The organism is Neobacillus sp. plas4, from assembly GCF_057221695.1.
Genome location: NZ_CM170152.1, coordinates 3,709,509 through 3,726,752, shown reverse-complemented (window position 1 = coordinate 3,726,752; position 17,244 = coordinate 3,709,509). Strand labels below are relative to the sequence as shown.

Sequence of the window (17,244 nt, the reverse complement as noted above, 5' to 3'; positions counted from 1 at the left end):
TTGCACCGAATGAAATCTTGGTTCGTGACAACGTTAGGAGATCCGGAAGAGGCTCTTGAAATAAGGGAAATCAAAAGGCCGGTTCCAGAAAAAGGGGAAGTAGTCGTTCGAGTGAAGGCTTTCGCGCTTAATTTCTTTGATATCTTGCAATGCCAAGGAAAATACCAGGAGAAACCAGCACTTCCGTTTACCCCCGGTGCCGAAGTAGCAGGAGTCGTCGAAGAAGTGGGAGAGGGAGGTTCTCTGTCTGTCGGTCAGCGTGTTCTCGCAGTTCCGCTGCTGCCGCATGGTGGATTTACTGAAGCAGTGGTTGTCAAAGAAGAGGATGTGTTTCCGATCCCGGAGGAGCTTTCGTATCAGGAAGCTGCTGCAATGTTTATTACCTATCATACCGCTTACTATGCGTTACAGACGAAAGCCCAACTCAAGCCTTCTGAGAAACTTCTTGTTCACGCTGGTTCAGGTGGAGTGGGTTCCGCCGCAATTCAAATTGGAAAAGCAATTGGTGCTAAGGTTATTGCGACTGCTGGGTCTGCTGAAAAGCTCGAAATGTGCAGACAGCTGGGAGCCGATGTTGTGATCAATTACCGAGAGGAAGACTTTAGTCAAAAAGTAAAAAAAGAAACAACGGGGCATGGAGCTGATGTAATCTTTGACCCTGTTGGGGGAAATGTGTTTCATTCATCACGCAAATGTATTGCATTTGATGGCAGGCTTCTACTTATTGGGTTTGCGGGAGGAAACATTCCTGAAGCACCGATGAATCATGCCTTAATTAAGAATTACTCACTCGTAGGCGTACACTTTGGATATTTCCGTAGGCTTTTTCCAGAAAAAGTGAAGGCTGCCCATGATGAGTTAATGGAATTATACAAAGCAAAAAAAATTAAGCCGCTTATTTATCATAATTATTCCTTCGAAGAAGTCCCATTTGCCCTAAACCAATTGGGCAGCCGGGAAACATGGGGGAAATTAGTAGTGGGGACGAAAGGGGTAAACAGATGAATGAATTCGTTGAAATAAAGGTTGAACAAGGAATTGGTCATATTGTTCTCAACAGGCCAAGCAAGTTAAATGCCATATCAAGGGAGTTAGTGCAGGAATTACGGGAAGAGCTTCTGAAACTTGAGCACAATCAAGATGTGAAGGTAATCATTCTATCAGGCAGTGGTAAATCCTTCTGTGCTGGTGGAGACATCGATTCCATGAAGAAATTGAAAAATCAAGCTGAGGCAGCCGAGTGGATTGAATATGTTTCAGGACTGACTAGACAGATTCTTGAGCTCAATAAATACGTTATTGCCGCTGTCCATGGCTATGCTGCTGGGGCAGGATTTAGTCTTGCTCTCGCATGCGATTTCATTGTGGCTGAAAAGGGAGCAAAATTCGCTTTGAGTTTTTCGAATATTGGGTTAATTCCTGATCTGGGATTAATTAAGCTTTTATCTGAAAGGGTTTCACCACCTTTGGTAAAAGAATGGATTTCCGCAGGCAGAAAGATTACCGCAGAGGAAGCGATGTCGTATCAAATGATTAATCGCCTTGTTGAAGGGGATGTTGTTAAGGAAGCGGTTACTTTTGCTGATTTCATTGTGAACGGGCCTTCAGTGGCAAACAAGTACGTTAAGTATCTCGTCAATACCGCTCCATCTCTACATCATGAAACAGCACTGATGCAGGAGAATTCGATTCAGGCAATGTTGCTTCAAACGGACGATCACAAAGAAGGGGTTTCGGCCTTTTTGGAGAAAAGAAAAGCTAGTTTTATTGGTTCATAATTAACAAGATGAATTTGGTATGAGAAAGGGAATAGAGTGGGTATTACGGACACAAATTATTTAAAAAAACTGATGGAGAAGAACCATCCTTCATATTTAAAATAGAAAGAAATGGTTAATAGAATGAGAAAAATCCATGTAATAACGCAAAAGGAATTAGTAGATTCCGAAAAAATTCGTAATTGTACGGCGGTAGTCATCGATGTTTTATTGGCCACCTCCACCATTACCTATCTACTCGAAAAGGGCTATGAATCTGTGTACGCAGTCAAAGACGCTCCTTCAGCACTCGAAATAGGGAAGAAGCAGGATGGTCCCTATATGTTAATGGGCGAATGGCAGGGGGAACCGATAGAGAGTTTTCTTTATCCAGACCCCGCGTTAATTGAGACAACATTATCAAAAAAAGTGGCAATCATTTGCTCAACAAATGGAACGATTGCGATTGAATCAGCTAAACGGGCAAAGACATTATATGCGTCCTCACTATTAAACGGGCACCGTGTCGCAGAACAAATTGGGGAACAGGAAGATAGGGCATCGATTGTTCTCATATGTTCCGGAAATACTGGCCGCTTCTCGATGGAAGATTTTATTGGAGCTGGACAAATCGTTGACCACCTTATGAGGATGGAGGCCTGCCAACTTTCCGATGCAGCAAGGTTAGCAAGAGATGCATTCGTTCAAGCTAAGGCCAAACATTATGTTAACCTGCTAGAAAGCGAAACAGCAAATTTGTTAAGAAGAACCGGTTATGAGCATAGCACTCAATGGGTGATTGACCATGTTGAAAAAGTAGATGTGGTGCCTGTTTATAAGAATGGAAAAATTTCTGCTATTGGAAAGGAGTGGTCAGATTGTTTGTTACATACGAACAAATAGGATTTGTCTATAAGCTGACCATTGCAAATCCGCCTTTGAATGTGCTGACTGACCCACTATTAAGTGATTTGGACAAAGTGATTGATGAAATCATTACCAAACCGGATTGCCGTGCGGCCGTGATTACAGGAGCAGGTGAAAAGGCATTTATTGCAGGGGCCGATATTTATCAATTTCTTCATCTTGATGCCAATAAAGGTGCGAGATTAGTAGAAAAAGGAAAACGGATTTTTGATAAGCTGGCGTATGCACCTTTTCCGGTCATTTGTGCAATAAATGGTCTTGCTCTAGGGGGTGGACTTGAACTGGCGCTAGCTTGTGATATTAGAATTGCTGAGCAAAAAGCAAAACTTGGTTTCCCGGAAACTGGGTTGGCGATTCTGCCAGGCTACGGCGGTACACAGCGCTTGACCCAATTAATAGGACCTGGACGGGCAAAGAAAATGATTTTTTCAGGAGCAAGCCTTACTGCGGACGAAGCATACGAATGGGGAATTGTTGAAAGTGTAGTACCAAACGGTAAATCTATCAATGAAGCATTGGCACTCGCTGAACAAATCGGAAATAAAGGCCCGCTGGCCATAGCGAAAGCAAAACAAGCTATAACACAAGGCTTAGACTGTACGCTTGCGGAAGGCCAAAAAATTGAAACACAATGTTTTGCCGATCTTTGTATTACTCAAGACATGCAAGAAGGAGCAACAGCGTTTATTGATAAACGACTACCAACCTATTATGGCAAGTAAGCAGGGGTGAATGAAAAATAATGAAAATAGCTAACCAATCTATTGATTCCGAACATATTAATTGGGGATTGCTCGAAACTTTGATTCGCGAAACGATTCCGGGCATTCCAAATGAAGCACTGAAGGTAAAGAAGTTTTCCGAAGGCTATTCCAATCACACCTACCTACTAACGTTTGAGAAATGGGAGGCAGTGTTAAGAAGGCCGCCATTTGGGGAGATTCCGGCGAAAGCACATGATATCAAACGTGAATATAAGATTCTGTCAAGTCTGCATGGAGTCTATCCCCTTGCCCCAAAACCATACCTATACAGTGACGACCCTGCCATTATGGGGAAACATTTTTACCTTATGGAAAAAAAGCAAGGTGTAGTCATTAACGATGCTCTTCCTGAAACGTATGGATCTTCTGACTTGGTTGGTCCTGCCATTTCAAAAAGTATCATCAATAGCTTAGTTGAGCTTCAAAAAGTAGATTACAAGAAAGCCAACTTAATGGATATCGGGAAACCAGAAGGGTTTTTAGAAAGACAAGTTCATGGCTGGATCAAGCGCTACAGCATTTCCAAGACGCATGATATTGCTGGAGTTGCAGAACTAGAGGCATGGCTGGTAAAGCAAATCCCAAAAACCGTCGATACGACAATTGTTCATAATGACTTTAAACTAAACAACCTCGTTCTAGACCCGGACGATCCTGGGGAGGTAAATGGGGTACTCGATTGGGAAATGGCCACCATTGGAGATCCGATGTCAGATATAGGAGCGGTTCTTGCTTACTGGGGAGAAGCGGGCGATCCAGACATGGGGATTTCGCTGGTGACAAACCAGAAAGGCTTCTTCTCAAGACGGGAAATGGCTGAACTGTATGCAAAGGTAAGCGGCCGAGATATCTCACACATTGACTATTATACGGCATTCGGATTTTACAAGCTTGCCGTCATTTTACAGCAGCTCTATTATCGCTGGAAAAAAGGCGCAGCGGATGACGAACGGTTTGCGAAACTTCATATCCCAATCGCCAATTTATTTAACTTAGCGAATTTAACACGTACAAATAAACTCTTGTAAAAAAAGGATGAGATAAAATTTGAAATAACTCATCACTACAAACCATTTGAGAGAATTGGAGTGAAAGAACATGACTGAAGTTTATTTAGTTGATGGTGCAAGAACCCCGTTTACGAAGTTTGGAGGGTCGTTTGCACAAACTGGTGCAACGGAGCTTGGAAAGACAAGTGCCATAGAGGCGCTGCGCCGCTCAAATGTTGATCCGGTGCAAATAGATCATGTCATCTATGGAAACGTGATTCACACTGAAAAAAACGCTTCCTATATTTCTAGACACATCGGATTATATAGCGGTATTCCTCAGGAGGTGCCAGCACTTACATTGAACCGGCTTTGCGGGTCTGGTCTGCAGGCTGTTGTTTCAGCTGCCCAGCATATTTTAGTCGGCGATGCCAACATCGTCCTTGCAGGTGGGGCGGAAAATATGTCGCAATCTCCTTACTCTAATTTCACGCAGCGTTTCGGCGGGGCAAAAATGGGGAACCTCTCGTTTGAGGATATGCTGTTGGCAACATTAACGGACCAATACACAGGAAATGGGATGGGTCTTACCGCAGAAAAACTGGCTGAAATGTATGAAATTACAAGGGAAGAACAGGATGCATTTGCAGTGGAATCAAACCAAAGGGCTGTGAAAGCAGCTCCTGCCTTCCAAGAAGAGATTGTCGCGGTTGAAGTGAAAACAAGAAAAGGCAGCTTAATTGTCCGTGAAGACGAACATATAAAACCGGATGCAAACATGGAAGCCTTATCCAAGATTAAGCCTTCTTTTAAAAAGGACGGAACGGTAACGGCGGGGAACGCCTCAGGCATTAATGACGGTGCAGTATCACTTGTGGCAGCCGGGAAACAAGCTGTACAAAAAAACAACCTAAAGCCAATTGCGCGTATTGTATCCTGGGCTGTTGCTGGAGTTGATCCATCCATCATGGGCATCGGGCCCGTTCCAGCAATCCAACAGGCCCTTGAAAGAGCAAAGCTCACGCTTGATGACATGGATGTTATTGAAGTGAATGAAGCATTCGCTTCACAATACTTAGCGGTAGAAAAAGCGCTGGGGCTTGACCGCAAAAAAACCAATGTGAATGGCGGGGCGATTGCCTTAGGCCACCCGGTTGGCGCAAGCGGGGCAAGGGTGTTATTGTCTGCTGCTTACGAGTTAAGACGTAAGAATGCACGATTTGCGGTTGTAAGCTTATGTATTGGCGGTGGTCAGGGTATTGCAATGGTGATTGAGAGTGTCTAAACTGCCATAGTTTTTTAACGCTTTTAACCAGTTCTATTTGGTCAGCAGGGCATGGGGGGGAAATACCCTCAAAAACCAGAAAAACGCCCTGCGCATTTTTCCATTAAAAAACAGTGATGTTCCAAATTTTTTTCAGGGGGATATAGTAGATGAAAATCGCAGTATTAGGGTCAGGAATCATGGGGAATGGCATTGCACAGGTGTTTGCGACTAGTGGACATCATGTCACAATCGTAGATATATCAAACGAAGTTCTCAGAAAAGCCGAAAATACAATCGCAAAAAGCCTTACCAAAATCGCGCAAAAGGATGAAAAGATTGTTCCAAGTGAGGTGTTAGCACGCCTGAATTATACTACCGACAAACAGGAGTTACGTGATGCGGATCTTGTTATTGAAGCGATTACTGAAAATATCGAGGTAAAGAAAAAAGTGTTTCGAGAACTTGATGAGTTGTGTGAGCCAAAAACAATCTTAGCATCGAACACGTCTAGTTTAGGAATAGCCGATATGGCTGCTGTCACAAACCGAAAGGATAGGGTATGCGGCATGCATTTCTTCAACCCTGTGCCACTTATGAAACTAGTAGAAATTACAGCGACCGATGAAACATCGGAAAAAACGATTCAAATAGCGGAAATGCTTGTGAAGCAAATGAACAAAGAAAGCATTCATGTAAAGGACACCCCATTATTTGTGGTCAATCGGCTGCTTGTACCATTTATTTGTGAAGCTATTACATTAGTTGAGGAAGGGACCGCGTCCCCAGCAGATATTGATAAAGCCATGCAACTGGGTGCTAACCATCCAATCGGCCCCCTATGGCTGGCTGATATAATAGGACTTGATACAATGCTCCATATACAGGAAGCTCTTTTTGTAAAGACGAATGATTCCAAATACCGGGTGCCAGAATTATTAAGAGAAATGGTAGCCAGAGGTGAAATAGGAAGAAAAAGTGGAAAAGGGTTTTATCAATACTAAAAAAATTGATAGATTTCAAGTTTAGTACACTTTTGGCATAAAACGAAATAACGAAATAGAAGAAATAAAAGAAAAAACAAGGGGCGATTAGGCTGTTTCATTTAAATATGAAACGGACAAAACGTCCCTTATTTCTGTTGAGAATTCCCAGCTCTACTGCATTTATGTAGTTGATTTAAAATGCTTTATATTTTCGATTACCAAAAGGGTAAATAGCACTTTTTTATGTTTTTTTCTAGTGAGCCTGACGCTTCTCTTTCCACCAGTTAACCAATCCATAAATAATAAGAAACACCAACCCTATCTCAATAGCATGGTCCGCTACGTTTAGAATTCCACCCGAGCGAGGGATGAAATCTGTCACTTGCCCAAACAAAAGTCGATCAATGCCATTTCCAATTGCTCCTCCGACCAGAAATCCGAAACTACTATCGATAAGTACTCCCTTCATTTCTTCGTTTCTACGAATATAGAAAACAACGATCACAAACAGTACAGCTGCAACCCCAAAGAGCCTTGCATAGCCTGGAAAATAACCACCGGCCATCCCGCTATTTTCGATATGAGTGAGTGATATGCCCCACAATGTAAATGTTTCATTTATATCAATATAGATACGAATTAGATATTTAGAAAGCTGGTCCAGCACAAGTACGAGAATAGCAATTAGATAAAATAGCATATATAGACCTTCTTTCCTACTGATTTATTTGCAGCCTAATTATCAGTATAATGGAAAGATTTTTTCTTATCTATTATATAGCTTTTTTGTAAAAAGTAACCTAATCAATGTACATTAGATGGAATCAAAACTTACCATTTAAGAGAACGGATTGTTGAAATCAGCTGGCTACAGTAGAGAGGGCTCACACTATTATAGCCAGCCAAGAAACATTAAAAAACAGCGTTTTGGTTTATCCAATAATTTTTCAATTCGGGTAAAATGAACTTTCCTAAAGATTGGTAACACTTTTTTGTTGTGTATTTAGTAAGGAAGATTCCTCTTCATCGTGCTTTAATAGTTCAATAGAGATAAATAGTTCAAACAAGTACATTATTTTCCCCCTCCTATCCATAGATGGACTAAACTCTCTTGATAACTTAAGATGTACACACTAACATTTATTGTTAATTATTCAAATATATAACATCATGAGATAATGACATTAAATTATTAATACCATCATTTAAAGTACTAAATCGATCTTCTGTAAGATGCCCTTCCATCCATCTGTAATAGATCTGCTGTAAAATAACTGCAATTTTAAAATAGGCGAAAGCTAAGTAAAAAGGAAAATTAGAAAGATCCCTTTTACTTTGCTTAGCATATCGCTCGATAAACTCTTCCCTAGAAATAAATCCGCCTAATGTTGTTACAGAATTTATAGCAGTAAATGGGTCATTTTCATCTTTCCAATAAGCAATTGCAGATGCTAAATCAGTAAGAGGATCCCCAATCGTAGACAATTCCCAGTCAAAGACCCCAACGATTTTTCCAGGATTGGTTGTCGAAAGCATCATATTATTAAGCTTGAAATCATTGTGGACGATGGTTGGGCTTGGTGAATTTGGGATATTTGTCATAATCCACTTTTCGATAGCAGGATAAACTTTAATTTCATCGGTTTTACAATTGTGATATCGTTTTATCCATCCATGTACTTGTCTTTCCAAATAGCCATCTGGTTTCCCCATATCTTGCAATCCAGCTTTTTGATAATCAATTTCGTGAAGCTGAACCAATGTATCAACTGTCGATTCAGAAATGGTTTTTTTAATATTTGGTATCGCACTATATCCAGCAGGGATTGTATCGTCAAGAACTATCCCATTTTTTTTCTCCATTACATAAAAAGGTTTATCCATAATTGCAGGATTGTGCATACAAAAGTATGGTTTTGGAGCAAGCGGGAAAACTGGGTTGATTTTCTCTAGCAATCGATACTCCCTTTCAACATCATGAGCTTTAGGCGGGATTTTACCAAAAGGAGGCCGTCTCATGACCGATTCCCATTTCCCTACTTTAATAAGAAATGTTAAGTTTGAATATCCTTCTGAAAATTGTTTGACTTCCATTGGCGCTACATCAAGCTGGATTTGACTCCTTAGATACGTTTCAAACTCCGTCCAGTTAATTTCACTTTCTGATTGAGCCGAAACATTAATTTTTTGTGTTAACATTGTTTAACCTCCTATAAACCTTCACTTTATATAAATTGATGCAAAAACCATGCCAATCATTAAATCTTGGAATATAAACGTTATCTACGTGATTGATATGGAATTTGGATTGTACATCCTAACCTTCAGTTGATTACTTTTCAGACAAAGTCCTATTTAGTGTGTTGTATTATCGAACAGTTTAGGATGTTGAAGAGTTTTTATCTTGACTATTACCCATTTTCAACAGATACTTTAGGAAAATACATATGGATGAAAAAGGAGATGAATGATTTGGAAAACGTTAGAAACCTTATGACCCCAATACAAGAATATTTACAACCAAATCAAACCCTGCATGACGCCATCTTCCTTATGAATAAATATAGGTTGAATACATTACCGGTAGTTGATGCGTCAGAAAAACTCATTGGCGTTTTTACTCGGAGTGTTTTATATCAACAGCTTTTATTAAATAAAGAAATGGAAACATCCATCGGGAAATTTATTAAAAAAGATATCGGTACTATTTCCGAAGACATTTCTGTGGAAGAATTGGAAAAACAGATTGCAGTAAGTGAAGTGGGTACTGGTTTTGTTGTAGATAAAACTGGAAAGCCAATTGGGGTCATAGATAAAGCAGATGCTGTTAAAAGCTATCTTCAGAAGACACAACTGCTTACAGAGCAATTAAAATGGAAAAGCCTGCTTCAAACAGTGATTGAGAACTCATACGATGGCTTTGTCATGGTAAATGAAAAAGGAAATATCACTTTTGTAAGCCCTTCCTTAATAGAACTTTTTGATCTTAACCGAAAAGAAATCGAAGAAGTTCCCATTGACTCTATTTTTCCGCATTTTGAATTAACAAAAGTATTTAAAACAGGTATTGCGGAAATAAGTGATTTTATGGAAATCAAAGGTATCAACTACATTGTTCATCGAATTCCTGTGTACCAGGAAGATAAAATCATCGGTGCTATCGGAAAAATTGTTTATCGTCAGCTTCAAGAGGTTCGTGAGAGATTTAGAAGTTATGAAAGATTGGAAAAACAAAATGATTTTGCAGCCAAGAATGCGGAAGCATCACGATTTACCTTTGATGAAATTCTTTCCAACAATTCTCAAATGGAAAAATTGTTTCGAAGTGGGATGAAAGCGGCTAAAGGGAAAACAACGATTATGATTCGCGGTGAAAGTGGTACAGGAAAAGAACTATTTGCCCACGCGCTTCACAGTGCCAGCAACCGGAAAAATGGCCCGTTTATTACTGTAAACTGTGCGGCGATACCTGAGCATTTATTAGAGTCAGAATTTTTTGGATATGACGAAGGCGCTTTTACAGGTGCAAAACAAAAAGGGAAAGCCGGAAAATTTGAAATGGCGCATGGGGGAACCCTTTTCTTGGATGAAGTTGGAGATATGTCTCTTCAGCTTCAGGCAAAGTTACTTCGCGTGTTACAAGAAAGAGAGTTTTACCGTGTTGGTGGGACAAATAGAGTATCCGTCGATGTTAGAATTATTACAGCAACCCATCAAAAATTAGAAGAAATGGTTGAAACAGGAACATTCAGAGAAGATTTATTTTATCGGTTAAATGTCATATCGATTGAGATTCCTCCTCTTCGAAAAAGAAAAGAAGATATTTTAATGTTGAGTCATGCATTTATTAGTGAATTAAATAAACAAAATGGCACAAGTATTATTGGTTGGGATCCATTAGTAGAACAAGCTTTAATGGAATATGATTGGCCAGGTAATATTCGTGAACTCCGCAATGTATTTGAACGAGCAATGGTTTTTGCGGAAAATGGAATGATCTCCTTAGAAGATTTACCTGATTATTTACTAAAGAAAATCGGGATGAGTATATTTTTAGAAGAAGAGAATGAAAATTTTGATAAAACATTGCTAGAAAAGGCCGAAGAGATGGCGATAAAAATAGCTTTAAAGAAATCGGATGGAAACAAAAGTCAAGCATGTAAACTATTAGGCATTAGTCGTTCAGTGCTATATGATAAGCTGAAAAAATACGATGATATAAAAATGCCCTAATATTTGTTCCCCATAAATACTCTAAAAAAGCACTTGTGTGTGCTTTTTTTTGTTGGCCACCAATACATACCAATCTAGCACTTGTTTGATTTTCAAACACAAAGATCAATCTTATACTATTTTTCCTACATTTGCTCACCGCTTGTTTCAGAATTTTCCTTTTTCCATTCTCCCTCATTACTAGTCTTGAAAGTGTTATATCAAAGGAAAAGTATTTTTTTTAGAAAAAATGAGATTAAATTAAAAAACTGGCACAGATTTTGCATTATAAGAAGTGACGGCTTAGAAATTTTAATTTTGAAAATAGTAATCTGGTATTTATTTTGTTGAAGGAGGAAAAGTATGCGTGAAGTAGTGATAGTGGAAGCGGTTAGAACCCCTGTTGGAAAAAGAAAAGGTGTGCTGGGGAATATACGTCCTGATGATTTGGCAGCTGAAGTGTTAAGAGAATTGGTGAACCGAGCAGGAGTGTCTCCCGATTTAATAGAGGACGTTATTTTAGGTTGTGTAACCCAAGTGGGAGAGCAGGGAGTAAACATCGCTCGTACAGCTGCACTTACTGCTGGATTCCCAATACATGTACCTGGGACGACCATCGATCGCCAATGTGGGTCTAGTCAACAGGCTGTCCATTTTGCGGCACAGGCGATCTTAAGTGGTGATATGGATATCGTGATTGCGGGTGGGGTTGAAAGCATGACACGAGTTCCGATGATGTCAAATTTTACAGGAACTTCATGGAGTGAAAAGCTTACCTCTCAACACGAAATCATTCATCAAGGATTGTCAGCAGAGCGAATTGCCGAAAAATGGGGAATTACCCGCGGACAGGCAGATGAATTTGCATTAGAAAGCCACAGAAGAGCGATAAAAGCCCAAGAAGAAGGTCGGTTTGATCGAGAAATCATGCCAATTGAAGTGACGTTAGAAGACGGGTCAAAGCAAGTGATTACACATGATGAAGGTCCACGTAAAGACTCGACAATTGAAAAGCTTGGAAATTTAAAACCCGCATTTATTGAAAACGGAGTCATTAGTGCAGGAAATGCCAGTCCAATGAGTGACGGGGCTTCTGCAATACTGCTAATGTCAAGAGAAAAGGCGTTAGAATTGGGTCTTCGCCCCCGGTTTAAAGTTTTAGCCCGCACTGTAGTTGGCTCAGATCCAACTTTAATGCTAACGGGTCCGATAGAAGCAACGAGACAAGTACTTAAGAAGGCAAAATTAGAAGTATCCGATATTGATATTTTTGAAGTAAATGAAGCGTTTGCTCCTGTCCCTATGGCTTGGCTAGAAGAGATTAAAGCGGATCCATCTAAGCTGAATCCAAATGGCGGGGCGATTGCTCTCGGCCATCCATTAGGTGCAAGTGGAACAAGAGTGATGATTACTCTTATCCATGAGATGGAGAGAACAGGCAGTAAGTTTGGTCTTCAAACGATTTGCGAAGGAAACGGAATGGCTAATGCAACCATTCTTGAAAGAATGGAGTAACAGAAAGACCTGATTAATAGAAAGAATAAATTTTTTTGAAGGAGGACTTATTTATGAAAATGAATGAAGTAATTGCAGTGGTAACAGGAGGAAGCTCTGGTTTAGGAGAAGCAACCGTAACCCGAATTGTTGAAAACGGTGGAAAAGCGGTCATTATTGATTTATCAGAGGAAAGAGGAGCCGATATTATTGAAAAATTAGGTTCTGATAATGTCCTATTTACAAAAGCAGATGTTTCAAATGAAGAAGAAGTTTCACAAGCGTTATCACAGGCAGTTGAAAAGTTTGGTCAAATCAATACAGTGGTGAATTGTGCTGGTATCGGACCAGCTAAAAAATTATTGGGTCGTGATGGTGTTCATGATCTTGCTGGTTATAACAAAATTATCCAGGTTAATTTGGTTGGTACGTTCAATGTTACTCGATTAGCAGCTGAGAAAATGGTGAACAATGAACCGAATAGTGAAGGTGAGCGCGGGGTAATTATTAATACGGCTTCTGTTGCTGCTTTTGAAGGACAAATCGGTCAGGTTGCTTATAGTGCTTCAAAAGGTGGAGTCGTAGCTATGACACTGCCAATCGCAAGGGAGTTAGCTCGATATGGAATCAGGGTAATGACGATCGCACCAGGTCTTATCCAAACACCGTTATTTGATACGCTTCCAGAAAAAGCAAGAGATGCACTAGGAGCTATGGTCCCGTTCCCATCCCGTCTTGGATACCCAGCTGAATATGCGCAGCTTGCCCAAAGCATCATCGAAAACCCAATGCTAAATGGAGAGGTAATCCGGTTGGATGGAGCCATTCGGATGCAGCCAAAGTGAGATACTAGTAGAATAATAGATTTGATTAAATGATTAAGAAAAGGGGAATCAGAATGAGTCAACTCGTTCAATTTACAAAACAAGATGGTGTCGCAACGGTAACAATTGATAATCCACCAATGAATGTATTAAGCACTCGTGTAGCTCAAGCGATAAAAGATGTTTTCCTTCAGATAAAAGAGGATCCAGAGGTTATTGCGGTCATTCTAACAGGGAATGGAGATCGGGCATTTATGGCCGGAGCTGATATCAAGGAATTTCCAAGTTGGATTCAATTAGGGAAAGAAGAGGTAAGAAAGATTGCGAAGGCGAATCACGAAGTCCTCAATTTGATTGAAGAGATTCAACAGCCCACCATTGCTATGTTAAACGGCTTTACATTTGGCGGAGGCTGCGAATTAGCATTGGCTTGCGATATTCGGATTGCAGAAGAACATGCAAAGCTTGGTTTACCAGAGGTGAATTTAGGTTTATTCCCTGGAGCCGGAGGTACTCAAAGGCTGCCTAAACTGGTTGGACCGGCAAAAGCAAAGGAAATCATGTTTTTAGGAGAGGCAATCTCAGCAAATGAATCCTTGAGTATTGGACTAGTGAACAAAGTTGTACCTAAGGGAGAAGGCATGACAGCGGCAAAGTCTATGGCCCAAAAAATTGCTGGCCAGTCGTTACAAGCTTTAAGCCGAATCAAGAAGGCAGTGAATGAGGGAGCTGATCAATCTTTAGAATCAGCCCTTGAACTTGAATTAAATCTTTTTGTAGATATATTTAGTACAGACGATGTTCGCGAGGGAGTTCAAGCGTTTATCGAAAAGCGTCCCGCCCAATTTACACATAAATAGAAATGTGATTTTTAGATAAAATCTCTACTATAAAAACAAGGAAAGGTGATATATAATGACTGAAACTATTAATAAAGTAAATATATTTAAGCAAATCATGGGTGAATATCCGACGGGGGTAACGATCGTAACAACGATGGATGCACAAGGAACACCAGCCGGATTAACAGTCAATTCTTTTGCATCTGTCTCGCTTGATCCCCTTATTGTACTATGGAGTATTGATAAAAAAGTTTCCTCTTTAAATGCATTTATAGGGGCAGAGGGGTTCGCAGTACACACATTAGCAACGGATCAAATTGATGCGTGTTGGGCATTTGCCGGAAAAGAAGCGGATCGTTTTTCAAAGGTAAATTGGAAGGTATCTGAGAATGGTCTGCCGGTTATTTCGGATTCATTAGGAACACTAGAGTGTAAAACGATTCAACAAATTGATGCAGGGGACCATATCATCCTGCTTGGTGAAATAATTGAATTAAAGAAAGCAGATAAGAATCCATTACTTTACTACAATAGAAATATAGCTCCGATTCCAGCCAATTGGCCAGAAAAATAGAGATTAGCTTAGTCACCTAAAACATGAATAGGTGCCCAAAATCTCAAACTAGGGGAGTAGTGATGTATGAAAATATTAGGAATTTCTGGAACGATAACCGGATCTAAGACATCAATTGTTATCAAGAAGGTAATAGAAGAAATAAAAAAACTAAATCCTGAAGCAGAAACTGAAATACTAGACCTTAAGCAGTTTAATGTTCAATTTTGTGATGGCCGTCCACCCGTAGAGTATACAGGTGATACGAAGAAAGTGATTGATTTAATATCCTCTGCTGATTCCTATGTGATTGGGACCCCTATTTTCCAAGGGTCCTTCAGCGGGGCATTAAAAAATTTGATTGATTTGGTGCCTCCAGTTGAATTTAAAAATAAGGTCATGGGATTCGTTGCTACAGGAGGGAACCACCAACATTATCTTGTGATTGAAAATCAATTAAAGCCAATCGCAAGCTACCTAAATGCTTATGTGACCCCAAGTTTCGTATTTGCGCATAATGAACATTTTAGTGCTACTAATGAAATCGAAGATGCGGAATTATTGAAAAAGATTGGAGAGCTTTCTCATCAGATTGTCTACATGCAGGATAAATTAGTTTACTCTAAATAAGAAAGTGGATGGTGGAGTATGAATGTGTTGTCGGCGGTTAAACTTCCGGTAAGCCAATTAAAAGATGGCGGATTAATAATCATGTATGATGATATTAAAACACACATGGGGTTCATAGTTGGTTTAGGTGAGTACGTAAATGGGGAAAAAGTTAATTTTATGACAAAAATCGGCAGAGGATTGGTTTATGCTTGTATTACCGAGGAAAGAGCTAAACAACTAGATATTCCAAAAATGGATGATAATATGGATGATACGAAACCGTTCGCTGTTTCAATTGATTTTAAAGACACAACAACTGGAATATCCAGCTTTGAACGATCAGATACAATTAAAGCATTGACTTCTACAGAGGTTCAAGGAAATGATTTCAAAAGACCAGGTCATATTTTTCCCTTAATTAGTAAAGAAAGAGATTTATTGGACCGTGTTGATCTAACGGAAGCGGTTATTCATCTGACAAAGTTGGTATCAGATATTCATATTGGATATATGTCAGAAATTTTAAATCTAAATGGGGATGTAGCAAGTAAGGAAGAGGTTCTTGAGGTTTCAAGGGTATATGATTTACCTATTATACAAATGAGTGAAGTACTTAAAATGACAAAAGACCAAGCAATATGTTCATTTCATGCGATGGTTATAAATGGGAGAAAGCTTGGCAGAAGTATCGGTTTCCCTACTGCAAATCTTAATCCGCAAGAACAAATTGTAGATTTGTTTAAAGGCGTTTATGGAGTGAAGGTTTATATTGACGGACAAGAATTTATTGGCGTTATGAATGTTGGATCAAGACCAACATTTAATGAAAATGGAGAATCCATTCATTATGAGGTCCATATCCTGGATTTCGATCAAGATCTATATTGGAAAAATATTGAGGTCAAGGTATGTTTTTACCTAAGAGATGAAATCTCCTTTCCTAGTATTTCTAACTTGGTCTCTCAAATAAACAAGGATATTAAATCGGTCAAAAACAGATTTAATTTATTTATATAAGAATAATGGACAGTCTTCAATATCAAGGAGATTATCATGCAGCGCCTACAAATTTAGGCGTTTTTTTTTGTTAATCATGATTCGTTCCATTTCTAGCTTCACATACGAAGGGCTAACTGGATACATTAAAAAGGGTATGTATTGAATAAAGAGAGAATGGAAGGTTATCCCTCCGTTCCCCCATAATCTTTATCAATCTTCACTTGAAAAGAATAATCTTTGTCTTTATCTGAGCCGTGATTTAGTGTAAATATATATTTGGTCCTTTCACCAAGCACCACTCTTTTTTCCACTAATACAAGTTTTTTTTCAACAAAGTACAGTCTTTCAACGGATAATGCAGGTTTTCCAGGTGTGGATTTTAGATATTGGGCATGAAAATCATCTAATATGACTGGTTCGATTTCTAATATTGAATGGGTGAAATGGATGTGATGATCATTCTCTAAGTACTCGAAAAATACTGTTTTTTCAAAATTGTTTTTTTCGATATTTGGTGTAAATTTTAAAGGAATGTAACTTGTACCTAAAATGAGTGGGTCATCGTTAGCGCTGGCTACAGCACAAATCTTAAAAAAGCTTTCTGATGAATTAAGGTTAAAAAGATTAAAAATTCGATTAGGTACCTCTTTTTCAATGCCTGCTTCAATGACATTAACACTTGGGTGCAGACCCTGTTCACCAATTTGACGGGCAAAGGCTATTTCTCCGGTTAAATCCTGCAAAACCTTTTTTGCTGTGACAAATGTCCCGATCCCTTGTTTTCTGTCGATAAGACCTTCAATCATTAGGTCATCCAGTGCTTTTCTTGCTGTTGCACGACTAATGCTGTACATTTCCATAAGTTCTCTCTCGGAAGGCACCATTTCACCTTCTTTCCAAGAACCATCTTTTATTTTTTCCTTTAAGATTTCTTTTAACTGATAATAAAGCGGGATTATACTTTTTTCATCTAACATATTATCACTCATCCATCTAAATAGATTATTATTTAAAACTCTTA

17 protein-coding genes are annotated in these 17,244 nt (G+C 39.4%); 14 read left to right on the top strand and 3 right to left on the bottom strand.

The annotated features are described in order from the left end of the window. Positions 1-9: 9 nt before the first annotated feature. The 7 genes from AC2TFD_RS18575 (at position 10) to AC2TFD_RS18545 (ending at position 6,705) form a co-directional block, all read left to right on the top strand. Positions 10-1,005 (top strand): NADPH:quinone oxidoreductase family protein, encoded by a 996-nt coding sequence (locus tag AC2TFD_RS18575; protein WP_335567926.1) that lies wholly within the window; start codon positions 10-12, stop codon positions 1,003-1,005. Continuing rightward, positions 1,002-1,778: an enoyl-CoA hydratase/isomerase family protein gene (locus AC2TFD_RS18570; protein WP_335567927.1), complete on the top strand. Its 777-nt coding sequence runs from the start codon at positions 1,002-1,004 to the stop codon at positions 1,776-1,778. Before AC2TFD_RS18575 ends, AC2TFD_RS18570 begins: the two co-directional genes overlap by 4 nt. Before the next feature lie 123 nt (positions 1,779-1,901). Further along, positions 1,902-2,660, top strand: coding sequence for a 2-phosphosulfolactate phosphatase (locus tag AC2TFD_RS18565; protein ID WP_335513788.1), 759 nt, complete (start codon positions 1,902-1,904; stop codon positions 2,658-2,660). Then, positions 2,627-3,406, top strand: coding sequence for an enoyl-CoA hydratase/isomerase family protein (locus AC2TFD_RS18560; RefSeq protein WP_335513790.1), 780 nt, complete (start codon positions 2,627-2,629; stop codon positions 3,404-3,406). Before AC2TFD_RS18565 ends, AC2TFD_RS18560 begins: the two co-directional genes overlap by 34 nt. Positions 3,407-3,426: 20 nt before the next feature. Continuing rightward, positions 3,427-4,476 carry a phosphotransferase family protein gene (locus AC2TFD_RS18555; RefSeq protein ID WP_335513792.1) on the top strand — a complete coding sequence of 350 codons (1,050 nt, stop codon included), beginning with the start codon at positions 3,427-3,429 and terminating at the stop codon, positions 4,474-4,476. A 70-nt stretch (positions 4,477-4,546) separates the two neighbouring features. Continuing rightward, the gene (locus AC2TFD_RS18550; RefSeq protein WP_335513793.1) at positions 4,547-5,722 is read left to right on the top strand and encodes a thiolase family protein; all 1,176 of its coding nucleotides are present in this window, start codon (positions 4,547-4,549) and stop codon (positions 5,720-5,722) included. A gap of 149 nt (positions 5,723-5,871) precedes the next feature. Then, complete coding sequence (locus AC2TFD_RS18545) at positions 5,872-6,705, top strand: 3-hydroxyacyl-CoA dehydrogenase family protein (protein WP_335513795.1); 834 nt, start codon at positions 5,872-5,874, stop codon at positions 6,703-6,705. Between the two features lie 235 nt (positions 6,706-6,940). Here AC2TFD_RS18545 and lspA read toward each other — a convergent pair whose 3' ends face one another. Both lspA and AC2TFD_RS18535 read right to left on the bottom strand, forming a co-directional pair. Beyond that, positions 6,941-7,387 (bottom strand): signal peptidase II, encoded by a 447-nt coding sequence (lspA, locus tag AC2TFD_RS18540; protein WP_335567929.1) that lies wholly within the window; start codon positions 7,385-7,387, stop codon positions 6,941-6,943. A gap of 446 nt (positions 7,388-7,833) precedes the next feature. After that, a complete protein-coding gene (locus AC2TFD_RS18535; protein WP_335513782.1) occupies positions 7,834-8,886 on the bottom strand; it encodes a phosphotransferase family protein in 1,053 nt (350 codons plus the stop codon). A 273-nt stretch (positions 8,887-9,159) separates the two neighbouring features. On the opposite strand from AC2TFD_RS18535, the gene AC2TFD_RS18530 reads away from it, so the two are divergent. From AC2TFD_RS18530 to AC2TFD_RS18500, 7 genes are all read left to right on the top strand, one after another. Next, entirely contained in the window at positions 9,160-10,920 is a 1,761-nt protein-coding gene (locus tag AC2TFD_RS18530; protein WP_335567931.1) for a sigma 54-interacting transcriptional regulator, read from the top strand. A gap of 342 nt (positions 10,921-11,262) precedes the next feature. Beyond that, entirely contained in the window at positions 11,263-12,414 is a 1,152-nt protein-coding gene (locus AC2TFD_RS18525; protein WP_484673708.1) for a thiolase family protein, read from the top strand. A gap of 53 nt (positions 12,415-12,467) precedes the next feature. Further along, positions 12,468-13,238 carry a 3-hydroxyacyl-CoA dehydrogenase gene (locus AC2TFD_RS18520; protein WP_484673707.1) on the top strand — a complete coding sequence of 257 codons (771 nt, stop codon included), beginning with the start codon at positions 12,468-12,470 and terminating at the stop codon, positions 13,236-13,238. Between the two features lie 47 nt (positions 13,239-13,285). Further along, the gene (locus AC2TFD_RS18515; protein ID WP_420489057.1) at positions 13,286-14,077 is read left to right on the top strand and encodes an enoyl-CoA hydratase/isomerase family protein; all 792 of its coding nucleotides are present in this window, start codon (positions 13,286-13,288) and stop codon (positions 14,075-14,077) included. 55 nt (positions 14,078-14,132) lie between these two features. Next, entirely contained in the window at positions 14,133-14,633 is a 501-nt protein-coding gene (locus AC2TFD_RS18510) for a flavin reductase family protein (RefSeq protein ID WP_335513123.1), read from the top strand. Between the two features lie 66 nt (positions 14,634-14,699). Continuing rightward, positions 14,700-15,242, top strand: a complete 543-nt coding sequence (locus tag AC2TFD_RS18505) for an NADPH-dependent FMN reductase (RefSeq protein ID WP_335513125.1) — start codon at positions 14,700-14,702, stop codon at positions 15,240-15,242. A gap of 18 nt (positions 15,243-15,260) precedes the next feature. After that, positions 15,261-16,241: a 3,4-dihydroxy-2-butanone-4-phosphate synthase gene (locus tag AC2TFD_RS18500; RefSeq protein WP_335513128.1), complete on the top strand. Its 981-nt coding sequence runs from the start codon at positions 15,261-15,263 to the stop codon at positions 16,239-16,241. Between the two features lie 164 nt (positions 16,242-16,405). On the opposite strand, the gene AC2TFD_RS18495 is transcribed toward AC2TFD_RS18500, so the two are convergent. Beyond that, positions 16,406-17,200 (bottom strand): GntR family transcriptional regulator, encoded by a 795-nt coding sequence (locus AC2TFD_RS18495; RefSeq protein ID WP_335513130.1) that lies wholly within the window; start codon positions 17,198-17,200, stop codon positions 16,406-16,408. Positions 17,201-17,244: the final 44 nt, after the last annotated feature.